Consider the following 18615-nt stretch of genomic DNA (forward strand, 5'->3'; position numbering starts at 1 on the left):
GGATGGCTGGGGAAGAAGGATTCGAACCTTCGCATGCCGGAATCAAAATCCGGTGCCTTAACCAGCTTGGCGATTCCCCAATAATTCAATCAGCGACCCAGCCTCGCAAGGGGTGATCACCCAGGCCCCGGCAGATCCAGGACCCTTCGATCGCCACATCGGGCGGGTTTTCCATTTTACCGATTATTCGGTCCCGATGCACCCCGGCCTGGGTCACGTCGGCGAATTCCGCGAACAGGCATGAACCGGAACCTGTCATGCGGACTTCGACCCCCGCGCCCCGCATCGCCCGCGCAAGCGCGGCGATATCCGGATGCTGTCGAAAGACCACGGCTTCCAGGTCGTTGCGGCCAAATAATGGCCCCGCGCCGTGCCCCGTCTGCCAATCAGTAAAGACCGCAATTTTTACCGATTCGGAATTTCTTGTCAAATCGGGATCGCGAAAAACGTCCGCCGTCGCCACGTGCGCGGGCGGGCGCACGATCCAGTAGGCCCGCCCGGGCAGGTCCACGGCCGTCAGGTCTTCGCCGACGCCCTGGGCGAAGGCGGCGCGGCCGAAGACGAAGACCGGCACGTCCGCCCCCAGCGGCAGGGCCAGGCGCATCAGCTCGGCGCGCGTCAGGCCCGTGCCCCACAGGCGGTTCAGGGCGATCAGGGTCGTGGCCGCGTCGCTGGACCCGCCTCCCAGGCCGCCGCCGGCCGGGATGCGCTTGCGGTAGCGGATGCGCGCGCCCTGCCGCGCGCCGGTGGCCCGCTGCAGGGCGCGCGCGGCGCGCAGCACCAGGTCCTGGTCGGCCGGCAGCCCCGCCAGGCCCTCGCCTTCGCGCGACAGCGCGCCGTCGGCCGTGGATTCGAAATCGAGGGTGTCGCACAGGTCCACGAAGCGGAAGGCCGTCTGCAGCAGGTGATAGCCGTCCGGACGCCGCCCCACCACATGCAGGAACAGGTTGAGCTTGGCCGGGGCCGGCACGTCGTACAAGGCCGCCATGCGCGCTTCCAGCCTAGGGGCGGTCCACGATCAATTGCAGGCGCCACTGCCCCTGGTCGTCCAGGCGCGACAGGCGCACGCGCCCGGGCCCCAGGTCGTCGTAGGCCGAGAGCTGCACGTCCCAGCCATCCTGGCGCATCGACGTCAACCGGTCCCGCCCGTCCCGCTGCGCGTCGACGACGATCCCGGGAGCGGCCTCGCCACGGATCCAGTGGCGCAGTCCGGACACCGGCATGGGATGCCCCCAGACCAGGGCCAGCAGGTCATCGGGCGTGGGCGCCGATTCGCGGCTGCCGTCGGCGCGTTCCAGCTCGGACCGGCCGGGTTCGACCCGGATCCGCGCCAGGACGCTGCCCAGCGGGGAAACCAGGTCCAGGCGCAGGACACGGCCGTCGTCGCGCCAGGAAAATCCGCCCTGGGCCGCGTAGGGCGCGGCGCCCGCCGGCTGCAGGTTGACGGCGAAGCGGCCCTGCCGTTCGAAGGCGGGACCCTGGCCGCCGATGCGCTGGGGGGCGGCGCAGGCGGCCAGCAGGCCGGCCAGGGCCAGCGCCAGCCAGACGTGCCACAGGCGCCCGACATGCCCGGCGAGGCGGCGGGCGCAACCCGCGCTCCGTCGCGCGGTCATGGCAGCTTGACCCCCAGGCGGTCCAGCGTTTCCTTCAAGGCCGCGCTGCCGGGATCGGCCTTGCGGCCTTCGGCCCAGATGCGCCGGGCCTCGTCGTGGCGGCCCAGCGCCCACAGGGTCTCGCCCAGGTGCGCGGCCACGTCGGCGGCGGGCAGCTGGTCGTAGGAGCGGCGCAGGTATTCCAGCGCCCCCTGGTAGTCGCGGATGCGGAACAGGTACCAGCCCACGCTGTCCAGGATGTAGGCGCTGTCGGGATCGAGTTCGAGCGCCCGCTCCAGCAGGTCGCGCGCCTCGTCCAGATTGCGGTTCTGCTCGACGAAGGTGTAGCCCAGCGAGTTGTAGGCGTTGGCGTTGTCGGGATCGAGTTCGATCACGCGGCGCATCAGGGCCTCGAATTCGGCCGTCTTGCCCTGCTGGTGCAGCAGCATGCCCAGGTCGTACTTGATTTCCGGGGTGTCCGGCATTTCCAGGTCGGACGCCTTGAGCAGCTCGACCGCCTGGTCGGTGCGCCCCGCGTCCCGGTAGATGGAGGCCAGGGTCAGGCGCACGACGGCCCGTTCGCGGCGGTCGGCGGGCTTGATGGCGTCCAGGATCGAGCGCGCCTGGCTCAGGTCGCCCAGCTTGCCGTAGAGCACGGCTTCGTGCGTGCGCGCCTGGAAGAGCAGCGACGGTTCGTCGATGTTGCGCAGCTGGCGGATGGCCTCGCGCAGGTCGTTCTGGCGCTCGGCGATCTGCACCAGCAGCAGCCGCGCGTCGGACACGTCGGCCTGGGCGTTGGTGGCGTCGTCGCGGATGGCCTTGCGCCGCTGCTGCTGGATCGTGATGTACTGGCCCAGCAGGGACTTGGCGGCATCGTAGCGGCCGGCCCGGGCGTTGACCTCGGCCTCGGTGTAGAGCAGGTCGAAGTCTTCCGGCGCGCGGCGGCGCATGCGGTCCAGCAGGCCCAGGGCCTCGTCGAACGAGCCCAGCCCGGTCAGGCGGCTGACCAGCAGCAGCTGCAGGCCGCGCCGGTCCGGGTGGCGGTCCAGGTAGGCGTAGGTGTCCTTGATGGCCTGGGTGGGCTCGACCCGCAATCCGTATTCCAGCACCCGCTGGGCGGCGTCCTGGGAGTCCGGGTCCAGCGCCTGGGCGCGGCGGGCTTCGTCCACGGCGCGCACGGGCTCGCCCGCCGCCCAGGCGGCGTCGGCCAGGGCCAGGCGGGCCAGCGCCGAGGTGCCGGAGACGCCCGCCAGCGCCTTGTCCAGCACGTCCAGGGCCAGACGCTTGTCCGTCATCTTGGAGACGATCCCGGCGGCCTGGACGACGGCCTGGTCCTGGTCGTCGGCCGAGGCGATGCGACGCGACAGCGTCCGGGCCAGGCCCTCGGTCTGGCCGCTGGAGGCCGACAGCGCCAGGGAAGCGGCCACCGCCTCGGGGTTGGACGGGTCCAGGTCGGCCCATTCACGGGCCGAGCGCAGCGCCAGGGCCATGTTGCGCCCGGTCATGGACATCTGGAAGGCGCGGCGCGCCAGCCGGGAATCCAGCGTGTCGCGCGCCAGGGACAAGAGTTCCTGGGCGGCGTCGTCGTACTGCCCGCGCTGGGCGGACAGTTCGGCCACCAGCAGGCGGTACAGCAGTTCGGGGGTGAGGTTGACGGCGGGCGGCTCGCCGCTACGCAAATGAATGGTTTCGACCGGATCGGCCGGCACGGCTGCGGGAGGCGCAGCCCACGCCGTCTCGTGTGCGGCGGCCAGCGCCAGCACAACGGGAATCACGGAAGCGGGAAATCTCATTTGCGGTAACCATGGCCGGAACGCAGGAAGAAACCGCGTCTGGTGGCAAAATTGCGTCATCGAAAGTGGATGTTATCACCCTGCCATGCCGGAACTGCCAGAAGTCGAAACAACCCGTCGTGGAATTGCCACGGTCATGCCCGGACGCGTCCTGCGCCGCCTGATCGTGCACGAATCCCGCCTGCGCTGGCCCGTGCCTGGCGATCTCCCCGGCCTGGTCCGCGACGCCGAGGTCCTGGCCTGCGAGCGCAGGGGCAAATACCTGCTGATCCGCTTCCCGCGGGGCACGCAGATCGTGCACCTGGGCATGTCGGGTTCCCTGCGGCGGGTGCCGATGGACGAGCCGCTGCGCAAGCACGACCATGTGGAATGGCTGTTCGACGAAGCCCGCTTCCTGCTGCACGACCCGCGCCGTTTCGGCGCCGTCCTGTGGCACCCGGCCGAGGCCGGCCCGATCGAGGCCCACCCGCTGCTCGCCGGGCTGGGCATCGAACCCTTCGACCCGGCCTTCACCCCCGAAATCCTGCATGCGGGGCTGCTGGGGCGCCGCCAGTCGGTCAAGCAGCTGTTGCTGGGCGGACGGATCGTCGTGGGCGTGGGCAACATCTATGCGTCCGAATCGCTGTTCCTGGCCTGCATCGACCCGCGCCTGCCGGGCGCGCGCCTGTCGCGCCCGCGCAGCGCCCGGCTGCACGCGGCGATCCTGCAAACCCTGAGCCAGGCGCTGGAATCTGGCGGCAGCACGCTGCGCGACTACGTCAATGCCCAGGGGGCCCCGGGGGCGTATTTCACGCTGCACGCGGCCGTCTACGAACGCGACGGCCAGCCCTGCCCGCGCTGCGCCACGCCAATCCGGCGCATCGTCCAGGGACAGCGCGCCACGTATTTCTGCCCGAATTGCCAGAAACGTTAGACTCAGGCACTCAATTCGGATGGATGGGCTTGTCAGGCAAGGCGCAAACCGCAGCGATAGTCAGACTATCGCGAGGATTTGCAACGCCGCATGGCAAGCCCAGGCGCAGGATCTCAATCGTTGAGCGCGGCGACGATGATCACTTCGAACTTCAGTCCTGGCGCGGCCAGGCGCGCCTCGCCCGTGGCGCGGGCCGGCGGGTTGGCCGGGTCGATCCAGGCTTCCCAGACCGGGTTCATGGCCTGGAAGTCGGCCATGTCGGCCAGCCAGATCGTGGCCTGCAGGATGCGGGACTTGTGGCTGCCGGCCTGGGCCAGCAGGCGGTCGACCTCGGCCAGCGCCGTGCGCGCCTGGGTCTGGATGTCGTCGCCCTCGTGGCCCACCTGGCCCGACAGGTAGACGGTGTTGCCGTGGACGACGGCCCCGCTCATGCGGGCGCCGGGTTCGATGCGCTGAATGGTCATGACGACAGCTTCCTAAGTGAGTGGAGGAAGGCGCCATGATAGCCTGGAACCCCGCCCGGGCAGGCGCCCGCGGAGACGGCGGGTGCGCCGGGCCGGCCGCGTGGCGCTACCCCGCCGCCAGCACCTTGCCCGGATTCATGACGCCCCGGGGATCCAGGGCCGACTTGATGCGATGCATCAGCGCCATTTCCACCGGATCCTTGTAGCGCGGCAATACGTCGCGCTTGAGCTGCCCCACACCGTGTTCGGCGCTGATCGAGCCGCCCACCGCGTGCACGCGGTCGTGCACCAGCTCGTAGACCGCGTCCTGGCGCGCCAGCAGCTGGCCTTCGGCCCAGTCCGCCCCGCGCGCGACGTTGTAGTGCAGGTTGCCGTCGCCCAGGTGCCCGAAGATCACGTGCCGGATTCCCGGGAACGCGGCCTGCAGCGCGGCATTGGTGCCAAGGACGAACTCGGCCATGCGCGACACCGGGATCGAGACGTCGTGCTTGATGCTCTTGCCGGATTCCTTTTCCGCCAGGGGGATGCTTTCGCGCAGGTGCCAGAGTGCATGGCTCTGCGCCATGGATTCGGCGATCACCGCGTCCAGGACGACGCCGGCCTCGATGGCTTCGCCCACCACGACCTCGAAACGCTCGCGGGCATGGGCCTCGGATTCGCTGTCCGACAGTTCGAGCAGCGCGTACCAGGGCATGTCCGCCGACGGGCCTTCGAAGGGCAGGCGCTGCTGCGGGAAGCAGCGCACCACGTCCTGGAGGCAGTCGCCGGCCATCAGTTCGAAGCCGGTCAGCGAGGCGCCCAGGCCCGCGCGGGCGCGGCCCAGCATGGCGATGGCCGACTCGATCGAATCCAGGGCCAGCAGCGCGGTGCAGCGCGCCACCGGCAGGGGATGCAGCTTCAGGGTCGCCGCCGTGATGACGCCCAGCGTGCCCTCGCTGCCGATGAACAGGTCGCGCAGATCGTAGCCGGTGTTGTCCTTGCGCAGGCCGCGCAGGCCGTGCCAGACGTCCCCCTGGGCGGTGACGACCTCCAGCCCCAGGGCCAGCTCGCGCATGTTGCCGTAGCGCAGGACCTGCGTGCCGCCCGCGTTGGTGGCCAGGTTGCCGCCGATCGTGCAGCTGCCCTCGGCCGCCAGGCTGAGGGGAAACAGGCGGCCGGCCTCGCGCGCGGCCTGCTGCACGGACTGCAGGACGCAGCCGGCCTCGACTTCCATCGTGTCGTTGTCGGTGTCGATGCCGCGGATCCGGTTCAGGCGCTGCAGCGACAGGATCACCGCCCGGCCGGAATCGTCGGGCGTGGCCCCGCCGCACAGGCCGGTATTGCCCCCCTGGGGGATCACGGGCAGGCCGGCCTGCGCGCACAGGCGCACCACCGCCGCGACCTCGTCGGTCGTGCCGGGCCGCACCACGGCCAGGGAACGGCCGCTATAGCGCTCGCGCCAGTCCGTTTCCCAGGGCAGCGCATCCGCGCCGGTCAGCACCTGCGCGGCGCCGACCGTCGCGCGCAAAGCATCCAGATGATCCATGGTCTTCGTAATCCAGCGGCCCGACGATGAAACAGAGCCTTTCGATGAAAAGAACCTCCGATTGTAATCGGCGATAATGGCGGGAGCCGATTTTCCGCCGGAACGCCTCCATGAACACCCCTCTGCCCCCCGCCGTCTTCAAGGCCTACGACATCCGCGGCACCGTGCCCGGACAGATCAACGAGCCCTTCGCCCACCGCCTGGGGCTGGCCCTGGCCGCCCAGGCCCGGCGCGAAGGCGTGCGCAGCCTGGCGATCGGCTACGACGGGCGCCTGAGCAGCCGCGGGCTGGCCCACGCCGTCAAGACCGGCCTGCACGCGGGCGGGACCAGCACGGTGGACCTGGGCCTGGCGCACACGCCCCTGGTGTACTACGCCGCCCACCGCGACGGCAGCGGCTCGGGGGTCGCCATCACCGGCAGCCACAACCCGCCCGACTACAACGGCTTCAAGATGATGATGGCGGGGCGCACCCTCCACGGCGACGAGATCCAGGCCCTGCGCCAGGCCATGGACGGGATCCAGGCGCCCTTGGGCGCGGTCCCGGGCCTGAGCGTCGCCACGGACCTGGCGGACACCTACATCCGCGAGATCGCCGGCCACGTCCGCCTGGCGCGCCCCATGCGCATCGCCATCGACTGCGGCAACGGCGTGGGCGGCACGATCGCCGCCCGCCTGTTCCGGGCGCTGGGCTGCACGGTCGACGAGCTGTACTGCGAGGTCGACGGCCTGTTCCCCAACCACCATCCCGATCCGGCGGACCCGGCCAATCTCCAGGACCTGATCGCCCACCTGCGCGCCACCGACTGCGAGCTGGGCCTGGCCTTCGACGGCGACGCCGACCGCCTGGGCGTGGTCACCCGCTCCGGCCAGATCATCTGGCCCGACCGCCAGATGATCCTGTTCGCCCGCGACATCCTGCAGCGCCAGCCGGGCGCGTCCGTCATCTTCGACGTCAAGTGCAGCCGCCACCTGGGCCGGGTCGTCCGGGAAGCCGGCGGGACGCCGCTGATGTCGCAGACGGGGCATTCGCTGATCAAGGCGCGCCTGGCGGAAACCGGCGCGCCCCTGGCCGGCGAGATGAGCGGCCACATCTTCTTCAAGGAACGCTGGTACGGCTTCGACGACGGCCTCTATGCCGGCGCGCGCCTGCTGGAAATCCTGTCGCGCAGCGACGATCCGAGCCGGTTGCTGGAATCCCTGCCCCAGGGAATCTCCACCCCCGAGCTGAAGCTGCCCATGGCCGAGGGCGAACCGCACGCCTTCATCCGCCGCCTGCAGTCCGAGGGCCGCTTCCCCGGCGCCACGGACCGCGTCACGATCGACGGCGTCCGCGCCGAATACCCGGACGGCTTCGGCCTGGCGCGGGCGTCCAACACGACGCCCGTGGTGGTGCTGCGCTTCGAGGGCGACACGCCCGAGGCGCTGGCGCGGATCCAGGACGAATTCCGCGCCGCCATCGCCGCACTGCTGCCCGGACGGGAACTGCCGTTCTGACGATACGGCCTCAGCCGCCGTAGCGCCGTCCTCGCTCCAACAGCTCGGGCGTACCGATCACGGCATTCAGGCCGTCGAAGTCCAGCATCCTGTCCTTCCAGGGCAGGGTCGAGCCCTGACGACGCAGGCTGCCGTAATAGTCCTGCAAGGTATGTGCCACCGCCCGCGCCGTTCCGCCAGGGAAAATGACAATGCGAAACCCCATCTCCGCCAGCGCATCGACCCCCTGCACCGGCGTTTTGCCGCCTTCGACCATATTGGCCAGCAGCGGCGCGCGCCGCGCGAAACGCGCACAAGCCGCCCGCATGTGCCCGGGCGTGCGCAAAGCCTCGACAAACAGCGCATCGGCGCCCGCCTCCAGGTAGGACTCCGCGCGGTCCAGCGCGGCCTCCAGGCCCTCCGGCGCCAATGCGTCGGTACGCGCCAGGATCAGCGTCGACGGATCGGTCCGGGCATCGACGGCCGCATGCAGCTTGCCCACCATCTCGGCGGCGGGGATCACGCCCTTTCCATCCAGGTGGCCGCACCGCTTGGGAAAGGTCTGGTCCTCCAGCTGGATCATGGCCGCGCCCGCCCGTTCGAAACCACGCACGGTGCGTTGCGTATTGAGCGCATTGCCGAATCCCGTATCGGCGTCCACGATGACCGGCGCGCGGACCCGATCGGTGATGCGAGCCAGCAGGCTTTCAACCTCGGTGTAGGTGGTCAGCCCGATATCCGAGCGCCCGAGCTGCGTGTAGGCAATCGACGCACCCGAAAGATACAGGGCATCGAAGCCGGCCTGTTCGGCCAGCAGGGCCGACAGGACATCATAGACGCCAGGCGCCAGTACGGTTCCGACGGCCAGGCGGGTTTTCAGAGTCTGCTTCATGTCCGATTCCTAATCCGTGCGTGTATCGAGGTCGCGTCCGAGCTTCGCGGCGGCGGTCGCCGCGACGATATGGCCGCCCGCCACGGCACTGAGCAGGCCGTTGCCGGACAGGTAGCCGGAGACATTGTTGCCCGACACCCCGCGGGCGGCGCCCCCGGCGGCCAACAGGTTCGGGAAAGGATGGCCGGCCTCGTCCAGGACGCGACATTGCGCGTCGATGTCCAGGCCGCCCTGCGTATGGAATAGCGCGCCGGTGACCTTGACGGCGTAATACGGCGCCTGCAAACTACGCTCGAATACGCGGCCATGGGCGTCTACGATCCCCGGACCGACCGCCTCCAGCGTCCGACGCACCGTGTCCGCGTCGCAGCCGATCACGGCCGCCAATTCGTCCGGATCCGCGCAAGTCTTCACCGCATGGTTGGCCTCGGCCTGGACGAAGTCCGGGAAATCGGCCACTAGGTCCCGCGCCCGTCCGTCGAACACGTTCCAGGCGACTGAGCCGGGCTGCGCAAGCACCTGGACGGCCGCTTCGGAATAGCCGTGCGTCTCGTCATGGAAACGCAGGCCGTCGCGGTTGATCTGTACACCGCCACCCATGATCGCGGCCCAGGAAATCAGCACGCCCAGCGGCATCGCCCACGACCCATGCCCCTGATAGGCAGTCAGATCGGCCAGACGCGCGCCAAGCTGCATGCCCCACTCAACGGCACTGCCGTCGTTACCCACGTGGCCGCCGTACACGGCCTCGCGCATGGCCGGCAGGTAGCGGCGCACCATGTCGGAATTGCCGCCAAAGCCATTGCAGGCCAGGATCAGTACGTCGCAGGCGATCGTCTCGGTGGTGCCATCTGGGCGTTCACAGACTACTGCCGAGACCCGGCCCTGCCCGTCCGCCCACAGCTCCACCGCCCGCGCGGACGTCAGCAGATAGGCGCCGGCCCCGGTGGCGACACGCGTCAGGGCGGCGACCAGGGCTTCGCCGGTCCGCTCGGGCAAGGTATGCATGCGGCGGGCGGTATGCCCCGGGTACAAGAACCCATCCAGCACGTCGAACACCAACCCATGCCGCGCCAGCGCATCCATGGCCGGCGCGATGGCGCGTGTATAGGCCGCCACCAGATGCGGCGCGGCGGTACCGCGTGCCTTGGCCTGGATGTCAGCCGCAAAGCGTTGCTCGTCATCGTCTATGCCCGCAGCTCGCTGCACGGCGGTACCCGCGGCGGGAATGAATCCGGAAGACAGCGCGGTCGATCCGCTGGGGGCCTCGTCGCGCTCGATCAGGACGACCTCGATGCCGGCGTCGGCCAGGCGCAGCGCGGCGGTCAGGCCGCAGGCGCCGGCACCGATGATCGCGACCGGGACGTGCATGGCCTGCGGATCGGGCACGGCGCCGCGCCGAACAACCGGCCGGCTCATCGCGTCATCTCCGCCAGCAGATCCGCGCACGACACGATATCGGCCACGGTCTTGAGGTCCGCCAGCGCCGCCTCATGCATGGCCGGCGTGGGCGCGGCGCAACCGTCCGCCAGCACGGCCACATGGTAATCGCGCATATGGGCATCGCGCACGGTACTGGCGACGCCACCATTGGTCACGATGCCGGCGACGATCAGGTTGGAAATGCCGGCGCGACGCAGCACCCAATCCAGTTGCGTATTGAAAAAGGCCGAATAGGCCACCTTCCAGACCGACACGTCGATGAGTCCGTCGAATTCCGCCACATTGGCGTGCCCGGCCGAACCAGCGGCAAAATCACCCCGGACCAGGAACGGCCGCAATTGCTTCAGATGTGGGGAAATCATGGGTTCGCCCTGCGCGTCGGGCCACAGCGTGAACTGGCTGGCGGCCACGAAACCGCCCGCCACCTTGAGCGCACGCGCCACCGGCGCGACTCTGGCGGGCAAGGCGCGCGCCTGCGGGCTGACCGCGCCGCCTCGATCATAGGCGCCGCCCGGCGCCAGGAAATCGTTCTGCAGGTCGATCACGACCAGCGCCGTGGCGCGGATATCAAAAGCATGCATGGCCCGGCTCCTATGTCCCGACGCGCGAGATCAGCAAATTGCCCAGGGTATCGACGCGACCGGAAAAGCCTGGTTCGATCCAGATGGTGGTATCCGCCTGTTCGAGAATGGCGGGACCGTCTACCCGCGCGTCGACGGGCAGGTCGAGACGCGCGTAACGCACGGCGTCGTGCCACTGCCCAGCATGGAACACCGTTTGTGTGCCCAACGCGGCGGGCATTTCGGTGCCCGTGGGCGCCAGCAGCGTCAGGTCGAACTTGGGCCGCCGGCCGATACGGGCATAGCGCAGGTTCAGGATGCGTACTGGAATCCCCGCCAGACTGCGGCCGAAGGCCGCGCGGTAGGCCTGCTCGAAGGCGGCGGCGATCCCCGCTCGGCTTAGTTCAGGACGGCCAACCTCCACGCGCACGGTATGACTCTGACCGACATAGAGCATGTCCAGTTCGATGCTCTCATGCACGACCTCGAAGGCCACGCCGGCGGAATCCAGCCGCTCCTGACAGATCCGGGCCAGATCATCGATACGGGCCCGCAAATCATCCTCGTCCAATCCATCCAGAGCGACATTCAGCGTCTGCACCCCGTCATGGCGCATGTCCGCCATGACGCAGCCCAACGCCGATGTCACTCCCGGGAAACGCGGCACGATGCCGTACTCGGTACCAACTTCATTCATCATCGCGCACACGTGCAGCGCCCCACCGCCGCCGAACGGCATGTAGGCGAACTTGCGCGGGTCATGTCCACGCTCGATGGAGACGAGCCGGATGGCTCCTGCCATCTTCGCATTCGCGACCGTCAGGATGGCCTCGGCTGCGGCATGCACGTCCAGCCCCAGCGGACGGGCCACGTGCGCCTCGATCGCGGCCCGGGCGAGCGCGACATCCATCCGGGCCAGCAGGCCGCCCCCCAGAGGCCGGTCCGCGGCGATGCGGCCCAGGAGCACATTGGCGTCGGTGACCGTCGGACGTGTGTTGCCGCGCCCATAGCAGGCAGGCCCGGGAGTGCTGCCCGCCGATTCGGGGCCGACCTGCAGCAGGCCGCCTGCATCCACGCTGGCGATGGATCCACCACCCGCACCGATGGTCTCGATCTGGATCATCGGCGCGCGCACCACCATGCCGAAGTCGATGGACGTCTGCGCCGAGAGGGAGGCTTCGCCGGCCGCCACCAGCGACACATCGAACGAAGTGCCACCCATGTCTCCGGTGACCACGTCCGGAAAGCCCGCGGCGCGCGCGATTGCGGCGCAAGCGATCACCCCGGCGGCCGGGCCGGACAGGGCCGTGCGCACTGGCAGACCGCACGCCGTCTGGCGCGACATCACGCCGCCATTGCTTTGCACGACCAGCAGCTCGCCCTTGAAGCCATGCTCCTGCAGATCGGACTCGAGCCGGTTCAGATAGCTGCCCACTACCGGCTGCAACGCGGCATTCAGCACCGCCGTCGAACACCGCTCGAACTCCCGGATCTCGGGCAGGACCTCGGAGGCCGCCGTGACGTGTTCATTCGGCCAGATCGTGCGCACGCGCGCCACGGCCTGCGCCTCATTGACCGGGTTGGCGTAGGCATTGACAAAAAAAACACAAACGGCCTCGCACCCCTGTGCCATCAAGGATCGCGCCGCCGCCTCGACCTGCTCCAGGTTCACAGGCGCATGTACCGTGCCATCGGCCAGCACCCGCTCGTCGACCTCCAGGCGCAGATCGCGCGACACAATCGGCTGGTAATCACCACGCAGGCCCCAGGTCCGAGGCCGATCGCGCCGACGCATCTCCAGCACATCGCGAAAGCCCGCGGTCGTGATGATGCCGGTCCGCGCCACCTTGCGCTCCAGCAAGGCATTGGTGCCCACCGTCGTGCCATGCACGATGGTCGAGATCGCTCGCGCGTCTCCAGCGACCTGGGCAATGCCGTTCATGAATCCGCGGGCCTCTTCTCCACGCGTGGACGGCACCTTGACCACTCGCGCCGACCTGCCCGCCTCGTCAAGCACGAAAAGATCCGTAAACGTGCCTCCTACATCCACACCCACCACCAGGCTTTGTCCCGCACTCATGCCGACCGCTCCTTCAACCCATCACTGACATAACCCATCCGGCGATCATGATCGCGCGCCTCCCGGGCGCGATCATCCGGTGGCCCATACCCACCGCCACCCGGCGTTTCCAGGCGTACCCGATCGCCACGCCGCAACTGGATGCCCAGCATCTTCGAGGACATCGGCGGCTCCCGCCAAACGCCATCCCGCAGGTAGCGGAAGACATTCAGCGCCGCCGGCCCGCCGCCGGCGATGCCCTTGGGCGCGCTGCGGCCGCGCTCACCGAACACGAACGCCTCCGCGCTTTCCTCGAGCAGTTCGATTTCATAGATCGCTCCCAGGCCGCCACGATACCGGCCGTCGCCCGCCGAATCGGGCCGCAACGCCCACTGCGTGAACCGCACCGGATAGGCGGCTTCCAGAATCTCCAGAGGCGGAATGGTCGCGGTCGAAATGGGGGCGTTGCCATGGCTCAAGCCATCGCCGTCGGAATGGCCGCCATGTCCGCCGCCAAAGAAGCTGAACATCACCCAGCGCTGACCGGCGCGAGCGGCATCGCTGCGATGACCGGCGATCGACAGCGCATTGATGGTGCCGTAGGCCTGGGCCATCGCACGCTCCGGCGCCGCCTGGGCCATCGCGCAGAAAATGACGTCGATCATCCGCAAAATGGTTTCGGTGTAGCCGCCTACCGGACGCGGACGATCCGCGGAGATCAGCAGCCCGTCCGGCAATTCCACGTCCACCGCATCCAGCACGCCGGCGTTGGCCGGTACGTCGGGAAACAGATGTTTGAGCGCCACGTAGCACGCTGCGATCGCCGTGGCGCGGGAAATATTCACCGGTCCGGCGCACGCCGGCGACGTACCCGAGAAATTCAGCGACAGGCGATCGCCAGCAATCCTCAGCCGCAAAACGATACGCAGCGGTTCGTCCAGCACGCCGTCGTTGTCCAGCATGTCCTCGAATGCGTACTCGCCATCCGGCAACCGGGCGATATGGTCACGCATCAGACGGCGCGCCCGTTCACGCAGCGTACCCAGAGACTCCAGCACGATGGCATCGCCGTATTCGTCCAGCAGGCCATCCAGCCTGCGCGCGCCCAGATCAAGCGCCGCCAGCTGACCATTCAGATCGCCCCAGAGACTGTCCGGCAGGCGCGTATTGGCCTTGAGAATGGCCAGCACGTCGAGGTCCAGATCGCCGGCGCGCACGATGCGCACGGGCGGAATCTGCACCGCCTCCTGCCAGCACTCGGTCGCGGCCGGATTGTAGTTGCCCGGCACCGCGCCGCCGACATCATGCCAGTGCGCCGCCGAGGCCAGGAAGCAAAACAAGCGGCCCTCGCGGAAGACGGGCCGCACCAGTTTGAAATCATTGGCATGCGTCCCGCCTTCATAGGGGTCGTTGAACAACCAGACATCGCCATCGGCCATGCCGCCACGTTCGGCCGCCACGCGCATCGCCGCCTTGACGGCGAACGCCATGGCACCCACGAAAACGGGAAGCCCCGACTTCCCTTGGATCAGGGTCGCGCCGGTCTGCGCGTCATACATCCCATGGCAGGCGTCATGAGCCTCCGCGATGATGGGATTGAACGCGCTGCGGTACAGCGTCGCGTCCATTTCGTCGGCAATCTGTTCCAGGCGGCCTTTCAGGACCGCCAGGGTGACGGGATCGAGCATGGTGTTTTCCTAAGAGATTTGACGCTGTTTCAATATGTTCAGCAGCCCGCCGGCCCGCACCATGTCCAGCAGGAACGGGGGAACGGCCTCGCAGCACAGTACAGAAGGCTCCGAACCGGGATCGGCGCGGCCGATCCGCCCGCCTGCCGGATCCAGGGTGACGCATTCATCCTCGGTCAGGCACTCGGCCTGGGCGCACGTCAACAACAGCAGGCCCACGTTGAACGCATTGCGAAAAAACAGGCCGTTGAAAGACGGAGCGACCACAGCGGCCACGCCAAGCCGGACCAGGGCGAGCGCCGCCTGTTCGCGAGACGAGCCGATGCCGAAATTCGGACCAGCCACCAGAACGTCGCCCGGCCGGACGTCCGCCGCGAACTCCGGGCGGACCCGCTGCAGGCAATGCCGCATGATTTCCTCGATGCCGAACTTCATGTAGGCTCCGGGGGCCAGCGCATCCGTATCGATATCGGCACCGACCCGCCAGACGCGGTGCGTGATGGGCAGATCGCTCATGCAAGAAACTCCCGAGGATCGCTGATGCGGCCGCGCACCGCCGAGGCCGCCGCCGTATAGGGAGACGCGAGGAACACCTGGGCGGTCTCCGAACCCATACGGCCCTTGAAGTTGCGGGCCGTGGTCGCAATAACGTTGGCGCCGTCCGGGATCGACCCCCCATAGCCCGCGCACGCGCCGCAGGCCGTGGGAAACACTTCCCCCCCTGCGTCCCGCAGCGTCTGGATGAGCCCTTCCTTTTCGGCCAGATCCTGATCCTGCCGGCTGGCCGGCGCCACGATCAGCCGCAAGCCATGAGCGACGCGGCGGCCCCTCAGGATGCTGGCCGCGGCCCGCAGGTCTTCGAGCTTGGCGCCCGTGCACGCCCCGATATAAGCGACCTGGACCGGCGTGTCGACGTACTGGTCCACGTCGCGCGCATTGGCGGGGCTGTGCGGCGCGGCGACCTGCGGCGCCAGGGCGTCGGCATCGAACTCATGCCACTCGGCATCCGCTCCGGCATCGCTCTGCCAGCGCTCGATCTCGATCGGCTGCGTGATGCCAGCCTCGCGCAAATAGGCGACGGTGACCTCGTCCGGGGCGATCAGGCCCACCTGGGAGCCGAATTCCGCGCTCATGTTCGACAGCGTCATGCGCTCCTGCATCGTCAACGCCCGCACCGCCTCGCCGCAGAACTCCACGGCCTGATACCGTCCACCATTCATGCCGTAACGGCCGATCATGTGCAACATCATGTCCTTGGCGGTGACGCCGGCCTCCAGGCGGCCGCTCCACCGCATCATCAAGGTCCTGGGAACCTTGACCCAGATCTGTCCCGTGACGGCCACACCCAGCATTTCCGTGCTGCCGATGCCGAACATGTAGGCTCCGAACGCGCCACCCGTGGGGGAATGCGAATCCCCGCCCACGCAAAACATGCCCGGCCGGATATGGCCATGCTGCGGCACGACCACGTGGGAAATGCCGACGGAATCATAGACATTGGGCAGTCGCTGTTCATTCGCCCAATCGCGTGCGATCCGGACGATCCGGCGGGACTCCTCATCCGATTCCGGCACATAGTGATCGATGACCAACACGATCCTGGACCGGTCCCACAACGGGGCGCCCAGTTCTTCCAGCATGGGCCGCAGGCGACGGGGACCGCTGGAATCGTGGAACATCGCCAGGTCCACCGCACAGGTCACGATCTCTCCCTCGGCGACCACCGGCCGCCCGCAGGCCGCGGCGATCAGTTTCTGCGCCAGCGTTTGCGGCTGATTCATCGTCACACTCCCAGATACGCACGACGCACGTCGTCGCTGGTGAGCAGGTCCGGGCAGGCGCCGCTATGGCGCACCGATCCATTTTCCAGGACATAGGCGCGCTGGCCGATTTCCAGAGACTGGCCCACGTTCTGTTCCACCAACAGGATCGACAGGCCATCGTCATGCAAGCGCCGGATCAGGCCGAACAGTTCCTCGACCATCAGCGGCGACAGACCCAGCGAAGGCTCGTCCAGGATCAGCAACCGGGGCTCGGCCATCAGGCCCCGGCCGATGGCCAGCATCTGCTGCTCGCCGCCGGACATGGTGCCCGCCAGCTGCGTCAGCCGTTCCCGCAAGCGCGGAAAGATGCCCAGCACTTTGTCCAGGTTGGCGGCGCGGCGCGCGCGCGCCCGCGCGAACGATCCCAACTCCAGGTTTTCCCGCACGCTCAGGTTCGGGAACACGCGGCGGCCTTCCGGCACCTGGATCAACCCGGCCCTCACCACCTCACGGTAATGACGCCCCGTCAGATCCTGTCCGTCAAAGAGCACCGTTCCGTCCCAGCGTTTGCACAAACCGCACAGGGTGTTGTTCAGAGTGGACTTGCCCGCGCCGTTGCTGCCGAGGAGCACGACGATCTCGCCGACATCCACCGCCAGATCGACGCCGCGCAGCACCTCCACCCGCCCGTATCCAGAGCGCAGGCCCCTGACTTCCAGCAGCGCGCTCATCCCCGCGCTCCCTGAGCGGCCAGCCGCGCCGCAGCGCCATGGCCCAGATAAGCCTCGACAACCATCGGATCCCGGGTCACTTCACCCGGAGAGCCCGAAGCGATCAAGCGCCCCTGCGCAAGCACCCACACCTGTTCAGCCAGACTCATCACGGCCCTCATCACATGCTCGATCATCAGGACGGTGACGCCCTCATCGACCAGTTTCTTCACCACGGGAATCATCTCCTCGATCTCGCTGGGATTGAGCCCCGCCAGCACCTCGTCAAGCAGCAACAGGCGCGGTCGGGTCGCCAGGGCGCGAGCCAACTCCAGGCGCTTGCGTCCCGCCACCGTCAGATCCGCCGCGGGCTTGTCGAGCAAGGCGCCAAGATTGACGCGGGCCGCCACGGACTCCGCCACCGCCAGCGCCTCCCGGCGATCGGCCAGGCGCAGATGTGCGCCCACCGCGATGTTCTGGCGCACCGTCTGCGCGCCGAACGGCCGTACGACCTGAAAAGTCCGGGTCAGGCCCAGCCGCGCGGATTCATGGGGCTCATGCCCCGTGATGTCCCGGCCGGCGAAATGCACGGAACCGGCATCGGGTTTCAGAAATCCGGACAACAGGGCGAACAAAGTGGTCTTGCCCGCGCCATTGGGGCCGACCAGGGCGGTCAGAGAGCCCTGAGGCACGGCCAGACTCACATCCTGCACCGCTTTCAGCCCTCCGAAGGCAATCGACAGATTGCGTGCTTGCAACAGGACATCAGACACGGAAGCGCTCCTTGAAACCGAAGAGCTGGCCCAGGGAACGGCCAACGCCGCCGATACCGCGCGGCAGGAACATCACGATGACGACCAGCACCACCCCGTAGATCACCATGCTGATGCCCGGAAGCTCGCCGAACAGATTGCGGGTCAGTTCGGCCAGCGCATGCAGGGTCAGCGCGCCCAGCAGCGGTCCCCACAAGGTGCCCAGCCCACCCACGATGGCGCCCACCAGGGCCTCGACGGAGATCGACGCACCGAACGCGATGCCGGGATCGATGTACTGGAACACCTGCACGTAGAATGCACCAGCGGCGCTCATGAAAGCGGCGGACAGCGCGATCCCGCCCAGCTTGACGCGCAACGGGTTCACGCCGACGGCACGGGCGGCGTCCTCGTTGTCGCGTACCGCCTGCAAGTAGGCGCCGAATCGGGAATGCCGCAACCAGGCGGTAGCCAGCAGCGCCAGCCCGACGAATCCCAGCAGCAGATGGACATAGCCCCGACGCGAACCGAACTGCATGTTGGACAAACCCTCATGCAAGGGAACCATGAGTCCCATCCCGCCGCCGGTGAAGGACACCGATCCGGCCAGGATCCGGAACACCTCGGCGAAGGCCAGGGTGACCAGCGCGAAATACGACCCCCTGAGCCCGTAGCGGAACGTCAGGCCGCCCACCGCCAGACCGGTCAGCGCGCCCACAGCGATGGCCGGCGGAAGGACCAGCCAGGGATTCAGGCCCAGCGACAATTGTCCCAAAGCCTGGGCATAGGCGCCCACGCCAAAGAACAGAGCGTGTCCAAAGGACAGTTGCCCTCCGTAGCCACCCAGAATGTTCCAGGCCTGAGCCAATAGCCCGGCATAGAGCGCCATCATCACGAAAGTCAGCCACACGCCCGAATCGGTCAGCGCGGTCAGCGCCAACACCGCCACGGTGAAGACCACGATCGCGAAAAAATCCTGTTTCATC

General features: G+C 68.2%; 17 protein-coding genes and 1 tRNA gene. 2 read left to right on the forward strand and 16 right to left on the reverse strand.

The genetic code is table 11. The annotated features are described in order from the left end of the window. Nucleotides 1-3 precede the first annotated feature (3 nt). From ACFO27_RS07485 to ACFO27_RS07500, 4 genes are all read right to left on the reverse strand, one after another. Nucleotides 4-80, reverse strand: a tRNA-Gln gene (locus ACFO27_RS07485). Between the two features lie 5 nt (nt 81-85). Continuing rightward, nucleotides 86-988 carry a 4-(cytidine 5'-diphospho)-2-C-methyl-D-erythritol kinase gene (gene ispE, locus ACFO27_RS07490; protein ID WP_376816773.1) on the reverse strand — a complete coding sequence of 301 codons (903 nt, stop codon included), beginning with the start codon at nt 986-988 and terminating at the stop codon, nt 86-88. 13 nt (nt 989-1001) lie between these two features. Then, on the reverse strand, nt 1002-1613 hold the full coding sequence (locus tag ACFO27_RS07495) for an outer membrane lipoprotein LolB (RefSeq protein ID WP_376816774.1): 612 nt from the start codon (nt 1611-1613) through the stop codon (nt 1002-1004). Further along, on the reverse strand, nt 1610-3385 hold the full coding sequence (locus ACFO27_RS07500) for a tetratricopeptide repeat protein (RefSeq protein WP_376816775.1): 1776 nt from the start codon (nt 3383-3385) through the stop codon (nt 1610-1612). The genes ACFO27_RS07495 and ACFO27_RS07500 overlap by 4 nt, the downstream gene beginning before the upstream one ends. Before the next feature lie 85 nt (nt 3386-3470). On the opposite strand from ACFO27_RS07500, the gene mutM reads away from it, so the two are divergent. Then, entirely contained in the window at nt 3471-4298 is an 828-nt protein-coding gene (gene mutM / locus ACFO27_RS07505) for a bifunctional DNA-formamidopyrimidine glycosylase/DNA-(apurinic or apyrimidinic site) lyase (protein WP_376816776.1), read from the forward strand. Nucleotides 4299-4411: 113 nt separating this feature from the next. Here the strand turns inward: mutM and ACFO27_RS07510 are convergent, their stop codons facing one another. Next, nucleotides 4412-4762, reverse strand: a complete 351-nt coding sequence (locus ACFO27_RS07510; RefSeq protein ID WP_323023356.1) for a RidA family protein — start codon at nt 4760-4762, stop codon at nt 4412-4414. A 106-nt stretch (nt 4763-4868) separates the two neighbouring features. Continuing rightward, on the reverse strand, nt 4869-6287 hold the full coding sequence (locus ACFO27_RS07515) for an FAD-binding oxidoreductase (protein WP_376816777.1): 1419 nt from the start codon (nt 6285-6287) through the stop codon (nt 4869-4871). Nucleotides 6288-6397: 110 nt separating this feature from the next. On the opposite strand from ACFO27_RS07515, the gene ACFO27_RS07520 reads away from it, so the two are divergent. Then, nucleotides 6398-7783, forward strand: coding sequence for a phosphomannomutase/phosphoglucomutase (locus ACFO27_RS07520; protein ID WP_376816778.1), 1386 nt, complete (start codon nt 6398-6400; stop codon nt 7781-7783). A 10-nt stretch (nt 7784-7793) separates the two neighbouring features. Here ACFO27_RS07520 and ACFO27_RS07525 read toward each other — a convergent pair whose 3' ends face one another. Genes ACFO27_RS07525 through ACFO27_RS07570 form a run of 10 tightly spaced genes read right to left on the reverse strand, consistent with a single transcriptional unit; the run spans nt 7794 to nt 18614 of the window. Further along, nucleotides 7794-8654 carry an isocitrate lyase/PEP mutase family protein gene (locus tag ACFO27_RS07525; RefSeq protein WP_376816779.1) on the reverse strand — a complete coding sequence of 287 codons (861 nt, stop codon included), beginning with the start codon at nt 8652-8654 and terminating at the stop codon, nt 7794-7796. A 9-nt stretch (nt 8655-8663) separates the two neighbouring features. Beyond that, complete coding sequence (locus ACFO27_RS07530; protein WP_376816780.1) at nt 8664-10073, reverse strand: FAD-dependent oxidoreductase; 1410 nt, start codon at nt 10071-10073, stop codon at nt 8664-8666. Next, the gene (locus tag ACFO27_RS07535; protein ID WP_376816781.1) at nt 10070-10678 is read right to left on the reverse strand and encodes a cysteine hydrolase family protein; all 609 of its coding nucleotides are present in this window, start codon (nt 10676-10678) and stop codon (nt 10070-10072) included. The genes ACFO27_RS07530 and ACFO27_RS07535 overlap by 4 nt, the downstream gene beginning before the upstream one ends. Nucleotides 10679-10688: 10 nt before the next feature. Beyond that, the gene (locus ACFO27_RS07540; RefSeq protein ID WP_376816782.1) at nt 10689-12737 is read right to left on the reverse strand and encodes a hydantoinase/oxoprolinase family protein; all 2049 of its coding nucleotides are present in this window, start codon (nt 12735-12737) and stop codon (nt 10689-10691) included. After that, nucleotides 12734-14404: a hydantoinase B/oxoprolinase family protein gene (locus ACFO27_RS07545; RefSeq protein ID WP_376816783.1), complete on the reverse strand. Its 1671-nt coding sequence runs from the start codon at nt 14402-14404 to the stop codon at nt 12734-12736. Before ACFO27_RS07545 ends, ACFO27_RS07540 begins: the two co-directional genes overlap by 4 nt. Before the next feature lie 9 nt (nt 14405-14413). After that, entirely contained in the window at nt 14414-14920 is a 507-nt protein-coding gene (locus ACFO27_RS07550; protein WP_376816784.1) for a LeuD/DmdB family oxidoreductase small subunit, read from the reverse strand. Beyond that, complete coding sequence (locus ACFO27_RS07555) at nt 14917-16185, reverse strand: 3-isopropylmalate dehydratase large subunit (RefSeq protein WP_376816785.1); 1269 nt, start codon at nt 16183-16185, stop codon at nt 14917-14919. The genes ACFO27_RS07550 and ACFO27_RS07555 overlap by 4 nt, the downstream gene beginning before the upstream one ends. A gap of 2 nt (nt 16186-16187) precedes the next feature. Then, on the reverse strand, nt 16188-16898 hold the full coding sequence (locus ACFO27_RS07560) for an ABC transporter ATP-binding protein (RefSeq protein WP_376816786.1): 711 nt from the start codon (nt 16896-16898) through the stop codon (nt 16188-16190). After that, nucleotides 16895-17650 carry an ABC transporter ATP-binding protein gene (locus ACFO27_RS07565; protein WP_376816787.1) on the reverse strand — a complete coding sequence of 252 codons (756 nt, stop codon included), beginning with the start codon at nt 17648-17650 and terminating at the stop codon, nt 16895-16897. Before ACFO27_RS07565 ends, ACFO27_RS07560 begins: the two co-directional genes overlap by 4 nt. Continuing rightward, complete coding sequence (locus tag ACFO27_RS07570) at nt 17643-18614, reverse strand: branched-chain amino acid ABC transporter permease (RefSeq protein ID WP_376816788.1); 972 nt, start codon at nt 18612-18614, stop codon at nt 17643-17645. The genes ACFO27_RS07565 and ACFO27_RS07570 overlap by 8 nt, the downstream gene beginning before the upstream one ends. Between the last annotated feature and the right edge of the window lies 1 nt (nt 18615).

The organism is Castellaniella denitrificans (assembly GCF_042653765.1).
GTDB lineage: Bacteria > Pseudomonadota > Gammaproteobacteria > Burkholderiales > Burkholderiaceae_B > Castellaniella > Castellaniella denitrificans.